The sequence below is a fragment of the Prevotellamassilia timonensis genome, assembly GCF_900106785.1.
GTDB classification, from domain to species: domain Bacteria; phylum Bacteroidota; class Bacteroidia; order Bacteroidales; family Bacteroidaceae; genus Alloprevotella; species Alloprevotella timonensis.
The window spans coordinates 14,945-28,421 of the sequence record NZ_LT629844.1 but is presented as its reverse complement, the minus strand read 5'-3'; the positions used below and the strand labels follow the sequence as shown (position 1 = coordinate 28,421).

General features: G+C 47.6%; 17 protein-coding genes. 13 read left to right on the top strand and 4 right to left on the bottom strand.

Annotation, left to right across the window (positions count from 1 at the left end; translation table 11 throughout):
* Positions 1-2 precede the first annotated feature (2 nt).
* On the top strand, positions 3-1,385 hold the full coding sequence (locus tag BQ5453_RS05645; protein ID WP_071122456.1) for a leucine-rich repeat domain-containing protein: 1,383 nt from the start codon (positions 3-5) through the stop codon (positions 1,383-1,385).
* A 743-nt stretch (positions 1,386-2,128) separates the two neighbouring features.
* Here BQ5453_RS05645 and BQ5453_RS05635 read toward each other — a convergent pair.
* The 3 genes from BQ5453_RS05635 to BQ5453_RS05625 form a co-directional block, all read right to left on the bottom strand.
* Positions 2,129-2,557: a hypothetical protein gene (locus BQ5453_RS05635; protein ID WP_071122454.1), complete on the bottom strand. Its 429-nt coding sequence runs from the start codon at positions 2,555-2,557 to the stop codon at positions 2,129-2,131.
* A 118-nt stretch (positions 2,558-2,675) separates the two neighbouring features.
* A complete protein-coding gene (locus tag BQ5453_RS05630) occupies positions 2,676-3,542 on the bottom strand; it encodes a hypothetical protein (RefSeq protein ID WP_071122453.1) in 867 nt (288 codons plus the stop codon).
* Positions 3,543-3,663: 121 nt separating this feature from the next.
* Positions 3,664-4,302, bottom strand: a complete 639-nt coding sequence (locus tag BQ5453_RS05625) for a glucosaminidase domain-containing protein (protein ID WP_071122452.1) — start codon at positions 4,300-4,302, stop codon at positions 3,664-3,666.
* 90 nt (positions 4,303-4,392) lie between these two features.
* Here BQ5453_RS05625 and BQ5453_RS05620 point away from each other — a divergent pair, with 90 nt between their 5' ends.
* The 10 genes from BQ5453_RS05620 to BQ5453_RS05575 all read left to right on the top strand — a co-directional run bounded on the left by BQ5453_RS05620 (position 4,393) and on the right by BQ5453_RS05575 (position 12,114).
* Complete coding sequence (locus tag BQ5453_RS05620) at positions 4,393-5,169, top strand: DUF4099 domain-containing protein (protein ID WP_071122451.1); 777 nt, start codon at positions 4,393-4,395, stop codon at positions 5,167-5,169.
* Positions 5,170-5,181: 12 nt separating this feature from the next.
* Positions 5,182-6,471, top strand: coding sequence for a MutS N-terminal domain-containing protein (locus BQ5453_RS05615; protein WP_071122450.1), 1,290 nt, complete (start codon positions 5,182-5,184; stop codon positions 6,469-6,471).
* A 53-nt stretch (positions 6,472-6,524) separates the two neighbouring features.
* On the top strand, positions 6,525-6,755 hold the full coding sequence (locus tag BQ5453_RS05610) for a hypothetical protein (RefSeq protein ID WP_005938397.1): 231 nt from the start codon (positions 6,525-6,527) through the stop codon (positions 6,753-6,755).
* On the top strand, positions 6,739-8,064 hold the full coding sequence (locus BQ5453_RS05605; RefSeq protein WP_071122449.1) for an ArdC family protein: 1,326 nt from the start codon (positions 6,739-6,741) through the stop codon (positions 8,062-8,064). Before BQ5453_RS05610 ends, BQ5453_RS05605 begins: the two co-directional genes overlap by 17 nt.
* A gap of 30 nt (positions 8,065-8,094) precedes the next feature.
* Positions 8,095-9,279 carry a DUF3991 and TOPRIM domain-containing protein gene (locus BQ5453_RS05600; protein ID WP_071122448.1) on the top strand — a complete coding sequence of 395 codons (1,185 nt, stop codon included), beginning with the start codon at positions 8,095-8,097 and terminating at the stop codon, positions 9,277-9,279.
* Between the two features lie 4 nt (positions 9,280-9,283).
* On the top strand, positions 9,284-10,024 hold the full coding sequence (locus BQ5453_RS05595; protein WP_071122447.1) for a hypothetical protein: 741 nt from the start codon (positions 9,284-9,286) through the stop codon (positions 10,022-10,024).
* A gap of 124 nt (positions 10,025-10,148) precedes the next feature.
* Positions 10,149-10,688 carry a topoisomerase C-terminal repeat-containing protein gene (locus BQ5453_RS05590; RefSeq protein WP_071122446.1) on the top strand — a complete coding sequence of 180 codons (540 nt, stop codon included), beginning with the start codon at positions 10,149-10,151 and terminating at the stop codon, positions 10,686-10,688.
* Positions 10,685-11,245: a hypothetical protein gene (locus BQ5453_RS05585; protein WP_071122445.1), complete on the top strand. Its 561-nt coding sequence runs from the start codon at positions 10,685-10,687 to the stop codon at positions 11,243-11,245. The genes BQ5453_RS05590 and BQ5453_RS05585 overlap by 4 nt, the downstream gene beginning before the upstream one ends.
* Positions 11,242-11,910 (top strand): Lcl C-terminal domain-containing protein, encoded by a 669-nt coding sequence (locus tag BQ5453_RS05580; RefSeq protein WP_071122444.1) that lies wholly within the window; start codon positions 11,242-11,244, stop codon positions 11,908-11,910. Before BQ5453_RS05585 ends, BQ5453_RS05580 begins: the two co-directional genes overlap by 4 nt.
* Before the next feature lie 27 nt (positions 11,911-11,937).
* Positions 11,938-12,114 (top strand): histone H1, encoded by a 177-nt coding sequence (locus BQ5453_RS05575; RefSeq protein ID WP_071122443.1) that lies wholly within the window; start codon positions 11,938-11,940, stop codon positions 12,112-12,114.
* A 94-nt stretch (positions 12,115-12,208) separates the two neighbouring features.
* Here BQ5453_RS05575 and BQ5453_RS05570 read toward each other — a convergent pair whose 3' ends face one another.
* Positions 12,209-12,493, bottom strand: coding sequence for a hypothetical protein (locus tag BQ5453_RS05570; RefSeq protein WP_071122442.1), 285 nt, complete (start codon positions 12,491-12,493; stop codon positions 12,209-12,211).
* 397 nt (positions 12,494-12,890) lie between these two features.
* Here BQ5453_RS05570 and BQ5453_RS05565 point away from each other — a divergent pair, with 397 nt between their 5' ends.
* On the top strand, positions 12,891-13,193 hold the full coding sequence (locus BQ5453_RS05565; protein WP_071122441.1) for a hypothetical protein: 303 nt from the start codon (positions 12,891-12,893) through the stop codon (positions 13,191-13,193).
* Positions 13,194-13,225: 32 nt separating this feature from the next.
* Positions 13,226-13,462: a DUF6926 domain-containing protein gene (locus BQ5453_RS05560; RefSeq protein WP_071122440.1), complete on the top strand. Its 237-nt coding sequence runs from the start codon at positions 13,226-13,228 to the stop codon at positions 13,460-13,462.
* Positions 13,463-13,477 lie beyond the last annotated feature (15 nt).

Here is a 13,477-nt window from a genome sequence, read left to right as displayed (position 1 = left end):
CAATGGAGGATATAACTATGTGCAAGATATTTCAATACATCATGCTGGCAGTCGTTACCATAGTAATGGCGTCATGCACAAGTGATATAGAAGAAACAACCGCAGCAACAGGCAAGAGCAACGTACAGTTAGTTGTAGGTGAATTTCCGGCATTCGGAGATTCACAGACTCGTACTATAGGTACACCTGATCCGGGCAAGACTTCATGGGCAGAAGGAGATGAGTTGCTTCTGGCGATGACAAGTAAGACTTTCGGGACTAAGTATGCTGCTTTTAAATATAATGGCAGTAGCTGGGAATTGGCAAGTGGAGAGCTGTCTTATAAAGAAGACGAAGTGCCAACCTTTCCTCATGTATATTATGCCCCTAATTACAAATGGGAATCAGGCAAATTAACTTTGAAAGAAGGTAAGGTTGCTGGAACGGATGAATATATCGAGGGAAAAGCCAATATCACCCCTAATGGTCAGGCTATAACCGTAGAATTTTCCAAGGCAACACGCAACTATTCACGATTGCGCATTGCGACAAATTATAGTGAGGACATTACTGTTACAGTTAGTAATTTTAGTCCAGGCAATACTGTTGCCCTAACAGACAACACCTATACCTTGACTCCAGACAATAACGGTAATGTCTATTTGTATGGTCATTTTTCTGTTCAAACCTCTATTGGTATAAAATTGAAAGAGTATTCTTTACTTAATTATACATTTAGAGAAAGTACGATTGATGGCAAAAGTTATGCTTTGGATGCAAATGTTGTCTTTGCAGACAACATGGAGGCTGAAGATCTTGGGAAAACTATTAAGGAGCAATTGGATGCAGGAAAAACGAATATTAAACTCATACTTGCTTCTGATGCAGGAGAGAATGTATTTGCCATAATTAAAGATGCTTTATATGGTGGAACAGCAGGTAGCATAAACCTTTCTTTAATAGGATGCAAGGAGATTCCGACAACAGGATTGAGTAATTGGGACGGCAAGTTAGATGCTTTAAAATCCATTTATTTACCAGATATTACAAGAATTGGAGTAGAAGGTTTAGCCTATTGTGTATTTTTGGAAGAAATAAATACTCCAAATGTAACTTCAATACACGAGAATGCTTTTGGGGGATGTACAAACTTACAAAAAATTACTTTTGGAGAGCTAACTGAAGTGAAAGGGCTATCTCATGACTATGACGGAATCCTTGACCCTGGGGTAAACACTGAACGTATAAATTTAGTTTTGTCAGAGAACCAAAAAGTTATGACAAAAAACAGGCAAGGAAATGAATATTTTTGGACTCCGACAAAAGAATATTATAAAGGGAGCGTTGAGTATGGCCGCACATCGTTTCTCGAATATAAATTCAATTCCGTGAGCTTTAAAAAATAAGTTCGTAGTTTTTAGTACTAGTCCACATTCTATTATGTAGAATTTGGTTGCTTTTATTAGAAATTACCTATACTGGTTTGCATTGTGTGCTCTTTTCTTAATCGGGAAACGACAAGGGTCTATATGCCACGATGATAGGTGGGCGTACAAACGCAATTTTACGGAATCCCCTGCGAGATCCATCCAGCGGTAGGCGCCTTGAAGGTCTGCCGTCACGGGCAATGTCTGGAACCACAACTCTGTTCCTTTGACACCGCCGGGGGACTGTGCACCCGCTGTCACAACTCCTGCACCGAATAGAAGTAGCATTAGTTGCTTCATCGCTTGTGTGATTAAGGTTAATGATGGGAAAGGTTACCGGCCTTTCCAATGGATTGTGTCCGCTGAAGAAGTAAGGTAGGTGCGGACGGAGCTATAAAAGAGAGAATTTGGTCCGGAATATGTTATCCGGTTGAAGACATCATTCCGATGCCGACAATGGGAGGTATAGCTCCAATGGCAAATATAAGATTTTCTTTTGTTGTTGTAAACAAAAAGAAAAATAAAATTCACTTTTAACTGCGAGACTGTATAATAAATCATAAATCTGCAACATTATGCGATGTATGCATCTTTATTAACTACATGATAGCATCTACAAAATTTTTATTAACCATCTCACATCAGGAATTCTCTTTGTAATGCGTTTTTGATTGAATAAATTACAAGAAAAGCAGAAAGAACACGCCTTCTTACTGATAAGATCAAAACTTTAATATCATTTGTTTCTCTTTTTTCAGTTCTTTATTGATGGTAGAAACAATACATTCGTTCAACATGTATTTAAGTTCTTTGCTGTCCTTGACATATTGTCCGCAAATATAGTAGACTTCCTTTATAGCTGCGTTTCTAAATTCTTTAATGATAGCACCCTCTGGGATGAGTCTTTCTGTTTGCCAGTAATCAAGAACCCAATTAACCATGGTTGCGCGAAGTTGTTTTCTGGTATCTACAGACAGTTTCTTGAAAGAAAGTTGTTCCACCATATCAGATTCACCTGGATTTATCGGACAATCATTGTTCGTGTCGTATTGCGGACCATATTGCATATAGTCCTGCCACATTCCTAAGTCTTTTTCGACTTCTACATAACAAGTCTTTAGGTTTCTCTTCTTATTTCTCTTTTTACCCATAGGATAAGTTGGATGTATTTTACAAAAGTAATCAAAGTTTGATTAACGTTGTAACATATATTTTCTCTAAATAAATCAAACAAATAACTTCCATTGTACAGATACAATGAACCTTTTCTTATTTGAATAAAATTCTGTATAGTTCATCTAATGACGAATTCTTTTTATCGGACTGTCTCTGCATTTCTTCCTGGAGTTTCACTAAGTGATCTGTTCCAGATTTACCGCTATACTTGTTTCGTTTCCCTTTGTCTGTCCGGGCAGCTTTCAAATACAAATGGGCAAACTCAATATGGCCTTTCATGTTGGTCGTGAGGCTTGCAAAGTTGGTAAACTCACAACCTACCACAATGCCGGAGAATATGGAAATAATCCGGGTAATGATTCTCCATTCCTTGTACAACAAGACATACAGCTCTTCTTTCTCCATCGGACTCATGTCACATAGCTGAATCCGATAACAACATAGCAGAAACGAATAACGTACATAGGCATTCTTGTATAGGGGAATTGGATTCTGTCTGATACATCCATGTAGTTCCTGTAATTGCTTACACACCGGTTGAATCAAATCGGAAATAACCACATGTTCCGAGAGTAGCAGCTGCAGAACAATGCAGCAAAACGACTTTTGCAGGCTGTCACCTTCCTGAAAGTTCCTCGCGGCATAATCCAGTAAGTCTGTGACATCCGCCGGTCTGAACATATAGTTCAGGTGTGAACGGATGAGAGGATGGGAGAAGATGTGGTTATAGCTGGCTCCTAAAAAACTGATAGTGTAATCATCGCTGAAAGCCACCTTTCTAAGATGAAGCAATGTCCCCCATATCATTTTTTTTTGAGTCTCTTCATTTGCACAAGCCATTGAAGACAGAAAGTTGTCCACGACCCAGGTTCCGGCCTGTAAACTTTCTTCCAGCCTACTTTTATAAATAGAGGCATTGTATATCTCAATCCCCTTTGACTGTATAAATTCTGATGCCATATCGCATAAACATATTAGAACTCAAAGGTATAGAGTATTCATGAGATTACATCGTCCATTTGCATTTTTAACGGCCCGTATTACGATTTTTATCGCTTCTCCATAGTCAGTTCAGGATTGCTCATAATTGACTTACTACTTTCATCACTTCACGCACATACCTTGGGTCTTCCGCATAGCCAATCTTGTGTAGCCACAGCAGGTAGTTTCCTCCTTTATACTTGTACTGCACCTTGGTGTAATAAGCCCTGACACTTTCCGTCCAGTGGTTGAACTCATAGTACTTCCCGGTTTTGGGATTCGTTAGTCCGAACAGGTTGTGCCGGTTCCGGCAGAGCGGTGAACGGAACCAGCTCGTTTCTAGTATGGCCTGTGCCAATACAATCTTTGGATGCCGGATGCCATTGCGAATGATTTCTTGGTAGAGATTGGGAATAGTGAGCGCAGGAAGTTCTTTTCGTTCAGAAACCTCAGTTTTTTCAGTTCCCTTATCAGACGCTTTTTCGTGGGACACCCTTGCGTAAACTTTTCGGGCATATAGCTCCGAAAGCAGTTTTACAGGCACCTCTGGGGCAAGGGAGTCCTTTTCTGCCTTTTTGCAAGACTCATAAGCGCCCAAACTCCTCTGTAGGGTATCAGGAACCACTTTTTGTTGCTTTTCAGGTAGGATTTCCGTCTCTTTTGTAATTGTATAGAACTGTGCCGATGCTGAAGCGGAACCAAGAATCAACAGCACGGCGGTCAGAATGATGTTGTGCATTTCTTTTCAATGATAGGGTTGCCAATACTTTTGCGGGTGTTCAAGGCGGTTCCGACCGCAAATATATCGTTTTACTTAAACAATACGAAAATGCACAACATCAATCATTCTGAAAGGCTGCCCTACGAGAAGTTGGCGGCATTGGGCATTGACCGGGAAAAGGCCGACAGTCTCCCTCAGGAAGTGAAGGAGAAGCTGGCATCCGGAGAGGTCACCCCGCTCATGCAGGTGTCCATCAGTGCCCGTAACGGAGACATCATCACGCTTCCCCTCAAACTTCAGCTGACCACCGACCAGCAAGGTAATCCGGCGCTTATGGCTTATCCTGTCCGTGCCGTACTGGAAAAGGAACGCAACCAAGTGTTGCGATTGTCCGACCAAGAAGCGGAGCGGTTGGGTAAAGGTGAAGTCATCCAGAAAGCCGTGGAAGTCAACGGTGAAAAGACCCAGCAGTATCTGCAACTCGACCCCGAAACCAAATCAATCTTCCATCGCCGTGTCACGGATGTTCAGTTGGAACAGAAGCTCAAGGACATGGAGAAGGTCAACGACATCGAACTGGGCATGCAGCAAAAGCAGCAGGTACGCGAGGGAAAACCCATTGAGCTGAATGTGGGTGGTGAGAAAGTGTCGGTCGGTGTCGATCTGAAAGAGCCTCAGGGTTTCAAGCTCATCCAAGGGGACTTGAAGGAGTGGGAGCGACAGCAGAAACTTCGCTACGACGAACAGCATCCCGAGTACCTGGGACTGGTGATGACGGACAAGAACCGCTGGGAATACCAAAAAGTGGTAGACAAGCAGTCACAGGAAAGAGCTTTGAAATTCGGTAATCAGAAGGAAAAACATTCCCAAGGACTCAAACTCTAAATCATTACCCTTATGGTCAAGAAGAAAAATGCCGAACAGGATGTAGGTCTGGTACGGATGTTCAACGACATGAAGAAGAAGCATCCCGATGCGCTGCTCCTCTTCCGTAACGGGAACTTCTACGAAATGTATAAGGAAGATGCACTCAAGGCATCGGTGATACTGGCGCTGAAGGTATCAGACAAGATTCTGCCGCTGGAGAATGACCCCATCAAACTCCTGACTTTTCCCCGTCATGAACTGGACAAGCATCTGCCCAAGCTGATTCGCTCCGGTCAGCGGGTCGCCATTTGCGAGGCGATAGACCAGCCGAAACTGATGAAGAAGCCCAGGGAAAAGACCGGGGAAGATTTGAAAAGCCAGGATAAAGTGAAAAAAGAAAACAACCTCAATCAGGAAACTATGGCGAAAAAGAAGAAAGAACAGGCTGTGCAGGAAGAGCCTACCAAGACAGTCAAGACGGCTGCAGAGGAGAAACCTGCCAAGGAAATGAAGAGTGAACAAGCAACCGAGCAGAAAGCGGAAGCCAAGCAGGAACGCAAGCCACGTGAACCGCAGATGATTACCGCCAACGGCGAGAAAGTCAGCCATGGCCATGCCTTCCAGAGCACTACCAATCCGGCAGACTGGTACTTCACCGCCAAGATGGACGGCGTACAGCTGAAACCGCAGAAGATGGACGCAGCGGATTTGGCCGCTTACCAGAAGAAGGAAATGACGGTGCCCCAGCTGATGGAACGCTATTATCCCACCAAGCTGATGCCGAAGGTATCGGAAGAAGCGTTCCAAATGCCGAAGCAGTTGTCCGGTCCGGATGGAGCCATCACCATCGACAAGTTCAATGTCTATAAGGAAAAGGACGAACAGCGACCGGACTACGGCAAGTATAAGTTCTATGTGCAGATGGGCGACACCAAGATGTCGGCAGTGGCTTCCCGTGAGGACTTGAATGCCTACTTCGACCGGGTGGTCAGTCCTACACAACTTGTGGAGAAGAACTTCGGGGAACGACTGCACCTGCAGTCAGCCTACGAGAAGTACCAGCTTCCCGAAGGAGTGGACCCCAAAGGAGTCCGTGTGGCCAAGGACCACTCCGACAACAAATGGAAGGTGTCGATGGACCTGGGCGACAAGGGCAAGACCAGCAAGCATGAACTCTCCTTTGATGACGGCTACTCGCTTTTCAAGGCAAAGACTGCCACCCGGGAACAGATTGCGGCCAAGTACCTCAATACGGAAATTTCCGGGATGCTTTCAGCTGTGACCAACAAGCTGGAGAAGTCGGCTTCCATGAAAATGTAACGCAATCAAAAGGAACAAACGAATATTCAAGAAACAATAAAAGACGAAAAGATATGACAGCTAAAAAGACACACGAGGAGTTGGTGGAACTCCTTCAGGCAGGTAAAATCGGTTTCCTCCGCTTTGTGATGGACGGGGACAGTGCAGAGGATTATCTGGAGTGGTGCCAGACCCACGGCACAGATCCTTCGGATGAATCCGCAGAGTTTTATGTTGAACAGACGGACATCGACCAGATGGACCGTCAGGTAATGGATGACGAAAGCTATGGCGTATGGAACTAACACATCCGGCAATGCCGGGCAGGTAGCCATCGACCGCTTTGCCGAAATGATGATTGCCCGTATGGAGCAGATGAAGGCCTCCGACTGGAAGAAAGGCTGGATTGGGGGCGCATCCGGATTTGCAGGTCTCCCGCAGAACGTGGGTGGCCGCAACTATTCGGGTTCCAATTCCTTCTTCCTCCAGCTGCAGACCGCTGCCCAAGGCTACCGGCTGCCGGTGTACCTCACCTTCAAGCAGGCGCACAACCTGAAAGCCCATGTACTGAAAGGCGAGAAAGCCTTTCCTGTGGTCTATTGGGACGTGCTGGTCAAGGACAAGAACGGCCATAAGGTCAGTTCGGATGAGTATAAGACCATGAGCAAGGAGGAGAAGAAAGGCATGGACGTCATTCCCTTCTTCAAGGCTTTCCCCGTGTACAACATCGACCAGACCAATCTGGCAGAGGTACAGCCCGAACGGGTGCAGAAACTCATGGAGAAGTTCAAGGTGCCCGAGCTTCGGGATAAGGAAGGCATGTATGTCCATGCCGCCCTCGACCGGATGATTGAGACGCAAGGCTGGCTCTGTCCCATACAGGCAGACAAACGGGTGGACGGAGCCTTCTATTCACCGGCCCAGGACATCGTGGTGCTACCCATGAAGGAGCAGTTCAACATCGGCGATACCCCCGAGGAAGTCTACAGGGGCGGCATGGAGTTCTATTCCACCATGCTGCATGAGATGTCACACTCCACCATGACACCTGAACGGCTCAACCGCGAGATGGGCGGACGCTTTGGAGACCCGAAATACGCCAAGGAGGAACTGGTAGCCGAACTGACCGCCGCCATGATCAGCCACTCCATGGGCTTCGATTCCAAGATAACGGACAACTCTGCAGCCTATCTGGATTCCTGGATTGGGGTGCTGAAGCAGGAACCGAAGTTCATCGTTTCCGTCATGGCGGACGTGAACAAGGCTTCGGACCTCATTCTGGACCAGGTGGACAAGCAGCGGCTGGCACTGAACGAGCAGCCCTACCTGACGAAGAACGACCCGTTTGCCCCGTTGGGTGAAGGCGAAGAAGTGCCGTTCAAGAATGCGGCCATCGTGAAGACGCGCAATGGGGATTATGCCATCCGTGCTTCCTACGATGGTGTGGAACTGGGGTTGAAGAAGGTATCGAAAGATACGGCGAAGACCTACTTCCAACTGACGGACTACAAGGACAAGGCAGCCTTCCTGAACATGACGGCGCACAAGACCTTCGAGCCGGAGATAGCCAATCTCAAACGCACGCAGGCCGTGGGTGCCAAGTTAAGCATCTGATTTTATGTAGAACCTTCAATTCCATGAACCATGACTGATTACAAGGTAAACTTCCAGGACCTCAAAGCCAAGGTAGGCATCGACGATGTAGCCTATGCGCTCGGGTACCGCCTGGACCGAAGGGCCGGTGTGGGCCGCTACATGGAGCTGGTGTTGGGGGACGGCAAGGAAAAGCGGGATGTGCTTGTGATCTGCCATCCCCAGGACAAGGCTTCCCAGCGGTTCTTCCGCCGTGACGGTTCCAAGGGGGATGTGGTCACACTCATCCGGGAGAACCTGAATGCCTTCAACGTGTCGGGCAAGGATGAATGGCAGAAGATAGCCAAGGTGCTGTCCCGCTTTGCCAATATGCCTGAGCCTGAATACCGCGATGACCGGGAGTATGTGCAGTCAGTCAGGTATCACGCCACCTTCGACAGCTCCAGGTATGAGGTGAAGCCGATAAATCCCGATAAGATTCCGGCCATCTTCCAACAAAGGGGATTGTCTGATGAAACGGTACGCACCTTTGCTCCGTTCATCCGACTCATCCGCGACAGGAAGAACGAGAACTTTGACGGCTACAATATCGGCTTCCCTTATATCAACGGAGAGAACAATCAGGTCCGGGGCTACGAACTGCGGGGGTACGGCGGTTACAAATCCAAGGCGGCCGGAAGTGATTCTTCCTCTTCCGCATGGGTGGCTGACTTGTCAGGTGGCTATCCGAATGTGGTGAAGAGTGTCTTCTTCTGTGAGTCGGCTTTCGATGCCTTGGCGTTTTACCAATGGAACCGGAAGCAGCTGACCAATGAAATTGCCCTGGTATCACTGGGCGGCACGTTCTCTGACGGACAAATCCGGCAGGTGCTGAACCGCTTTCCCGAAGCCCGCCCGTTTGACTGTTTCGACAATGACCTGCCCGGTCGTATCTACGGCTTGCGCATGATGGCGCTGGTAGAGAACATCCCCATGAAAATCAACCGAACCCGTGACAGTCTGGAAGTGGAAGCGAACGGACGTTCCTTCCGGCTTGATCCGGAGCGTCCCTTTCAGGTGCAGGTCAAGGAACACCTGTCGGTCAGATACGATATGGGACAATGGCTTCCTCCCAAGGCTTTCAAGGACTGGAACGACTGTCTGCTCAACAAACCGATGGAGGTGCGGCTGCATCCGACTAAACAGGACCAAATCAATAACCTGGCCGAACGCAGAAATGCAGGCCCTAAATTATAAACGTATGAATGCAAGACGATGGAAACGCTCCTTGTTAATCGCTGCTGTTGGCTTATTGATAGGTAAAACTCCGCTCTTTGCCCAACAGACTGACCCGGCGCTGACTTCTGCCGTACTGGGTCAGACCGCAGCCTTGAAGAAGATCCACAAGGACCGCAAAAAGACGCAGGAGAAAATCATTGCGGCGGAAGTGGCTGTTACCGCTTCGCTGGAGCGGATTCACCATGTGGAAGACAAGATGCTGGACTACCTCTCGAATGCGCAGGGTGCCATGCAGAACCTTTACCAGATTAAGCGTGCCGGGGAACTGGTGGCCAAGGAAATCCCGCAGAACTGCAGCCTGCTCCTCAAATCAGTGGGCGGCAATCTGAAGGGAACCGTTATTGCGGCCATGGTATCGGATGAACTGACGGATGCTGCCACACAGATGACGGCACTCTTTCCCTTCATGAAACAGCTGGTGACTTCGGGCAAGTATGACGTGACAGGAGATGACGGAAAGAACGAGAAGTACAAGGTGAACCTGCTGAACGCTTCGGAACGCTACTACATCGCCAACGAGGTGGTAAGCCGGCTGGAAGCCATCAACACCAACCTGTTTATCCTGGCCTGGCAGGTACGCACGCTCTCATGGAATGACCTCTGGTTCTCGCTCGATCCCGAAGGATGGGCCAACGTGATGTCCGGCAAGAACATCATCGGCGGTATCATCTCCGACTGGAACCAGGGCTATAGCCTGAAATAGTAAATAGGTAAACAAGTAAACAAACTTACTAATCACAAAGTAATCAAGTAAGGAAATAAGAAAGTAATCAAAGCAACAAGTAACAGAATCATATAGTAAACAAATCATCCAAAAACAAAAGCGTATGGAAAAGAAAATAATCGGTCGCTGTCCTTTGTGTGGCGGCAACGTGGTAAAGACCTGCAAGGGCTACCGCTGTGAGAACAACATCGCCGAACAGCCAACCTGTGTGCTGAATATCAACGGCATTATCGGCAACCGCAAGATGAGTGACGAGGAAATCGCAGAATTGTTGGAGCACCGCTTCATCCTGTTGGACGGCTTTGCTTCCAAGGATGGAAAGGCATTCCCTTCCGTGCTGGAACTGGCAGACAACGGCGCCATCAACATGCAGTCTGTCATCGGCAAGTGTCCGCATTGTGGCGGCGATATTCGGGTGGGTACGAGAGCCTTCAACTGCTCCAACTACAGCAACCAGCAGGCGCCGTGCAACTTTGCCATCTGGCGCAACATCGGTGGTCACCAGTTGAGTCTGACAGAAGCCAAGGAAATCTGTGAAAAAGAAATCACCTCCAACGAACTGGAGATGTACCGTGATGACGGCACCATCTACCGCAAGCGTCTCGGCCTTTCTCCGGATAAACTCCAAATTGTGAAGATATGAAACCGGGAATGAAACTCACTATCCTGCTGGTGACCGCCGTCTGCTTCTGGAGCGGCCTGTTTTACTTCGCCAGCTGTTCCGACCATCCCGAACAACGGGCGGTGGAAATCGCAGAGAGAGCCCTGAAGGCAACCGTCGATAATCCGGAGTCCATCCAAATCAAGGGCATCAGCAAGGCAGATTCTGTATTTGGCAAGGAATATGTCAATCCACACGAGAAGGCTGCATTATCCATGCACCTGATGCAGTACGGCCACAAGTTGATGGAAGAAACAGACTACTTCCAGAACCTCGACAAGGACGATGCCGCGATGAGTGATCAGGTCACCCGTCAGCTGGATGCCATGACCACGCTCCGGGCTTTGATAGCTTATGGAGAAATGGAAGAAGCGAAAGTTGGGAAAGAAAAGGTTGCGAAGCCGTTCAACGGATGGAAGGTCAAGATAGATTTTGAAGCCAAGACCTTAAAAGGAAAGCCTTACCACTCGGAATACTGGTTCATCCTCGATAAGGAAGCAGAAATTGTAGTCAAATCATTTGAAATACCGCTGCTATGAAAATCAGACAATTAGTATGTGCTATAATCACAGGAGTTGCCACGTTGTTCACCTCCTGCGAAGAATGTGAGCATGAAGGAGACAGATCTATTGCTTCTTCCCTCCAGGTTGGTGACGTAGTTTGTTCGGATGGCAGTGTGCTGTCCAAAGAAAAGTTCAGTTCCTCCCAAAAGGAGCCGGTGGCCATTGTCTATCATGTGAACCGGAATCCGGAGATCAAAGCTTTGGGCTATGCCGTTTCCATCCGGGATGTCGCATCGACAGCCTTTGCAGACAGTCTGGGTGTCGAACAGGAAACCTCGGCTTCATTGGAGAAGGAAGACGGTAACGAGAACACCCATGCCATGTACCGCAACGAGGAAGTGAAATCTCCCTTAGCCGTTTATGTCTTCGATATGTGGCGCTATGGTCAGTCCGCCTACATCCCTTCGGTGAAGCAGCTTACTTACCTCTATCAGCAAATTGGGTTGGTCAACCAACGGATAGAAGCGGTCGGTGGATTGCCCATCAGTCTGCAGCCCGGTGACTGCTGGCTGTGGACTTCCACCGAAGTGGAGGGACAAAGGGATAGCAAGGCCTGGCTCTTCTCGATGCAGTCGGGTACCATTCAAGAGACTCCGAAGGACCAGGCGCATAAGTTCAGACCCGTGATAAGTATCTATTAGATAGTGTAATCTCTAAATGCAAAGATTATGAATGAATTACTCGTACAACTCCAGATGAAGATGGAGGCATTCCAAAAGGATGCAGCCCTTCAAGCCGAAAAAGGAAACAAGGCAGCCGGCCAACGTGCCCGCTGTGTATCACTTGAAATGGAACCGCTGCTGAAGCAGTTCAGGAAACTTTCGTTGGCGGCTTCGAAAAGATAAAATCAAAAACTTTACGTGGTTGCCATTCATAGGCAATGAAAAAACAAGAGGTCCTGATGCCATTCATCCATGCGCATTAGGACCTTTTGTTGCATCAGTAAACCATGTCTTTCTGTCTCATTTCTTCCCGAATCAGTTCTGCTTCGGTATGGGTCAGCTGGGGAAGCTGTACTTGTTCCAGACTCTCTTGCTGGTAAGCCTTCACTTCGTTGATGAGCATTTGCCAGTCGTAAAGGAACTCCTGACTGCAACCGTGCTTCTGATAAATTTCTTTGGCGGCTTCCAGTATCTCTCCGGCACAGCTGTCATTCCCTTGGAACACAACAGCCGGAATCTCGTTGTGGAAGCAATCTCTCAATAAGCGTATCTGATCTTTCATTTGTGTAAGGTGATAAAGTCTGTTTTATACCATGCCTTCCTGAACCTTTGTTTTCAGGGCCTGCAAAGATAGTGAGATTTCGGAAAGATTAAAAGTTAAACATCCCTCTTTAACAGCCGGCAGATTCTTTCCTTAGTCAGGCATTTCCACTCCCGATGAATTTTCCGATACAAAGAAACGAAGGGTCGGTACGGCAGCAAATGGCGCTTTGCTTGGCTGCAAGGAAAGCAGCCGGCAGCCTTCCACAATTTGTGCCAAATTGGGTATTCCGTCTGCTTTCCCCTTGCCACATTTGCCTTCTGTCCCTTACACCCTTCGTAAGAAGAGGTATCGTAAAAATCACCCGGGAGTGAGAAGCCGAAAGGCTTCAAACCAAAGGGAAAAAATTAGTTCAGCTATGGCATACAAACTTAAAGACCGAAAAGAAAAGATGCTCTACAAGGGCAGTGTTTACGAACTCACCCTGCAGTGGGACAGAGAGAGTCTCCGCAAGTGCTTTTGTGGTATGCCTCCTTTCTATGCACACATCCGCAAGGACGGCAACAACTTCGCGCTCATTGACTGCTATTCCACCGGGGACGATTTCAGTGTGGAACCCATGCACTCGCTTTTTGAAGAGCCGGAATGGATAGTTCACTTCCTCAAGTCGGACATCAATACCATTCCACTGCAGAAACTGCTGGAACTGCTTCCCATCTGATTCACGGAATAACGAACTTAAAAGAAAACGCTATGGACACTCCCATTGAAGCCATTCCCACATGGGCACTCTGCTATCTGTTCAACTCGGATGCAACCGGACTGACGGATGAAGAAATCGCTCTGATTGACCAGTGGTACACGGAGAATAAAGTCATGGGTATCACTACCGCAACGGAACAAGAGGGAGAATGTTTCCCTTACTTCTCACATTGTCCGGCTTTCGGACTTCCTGCCGAAGTGGTGGACTGCCACGTTATGGTAGGCTGAATACAGCCGGTGACT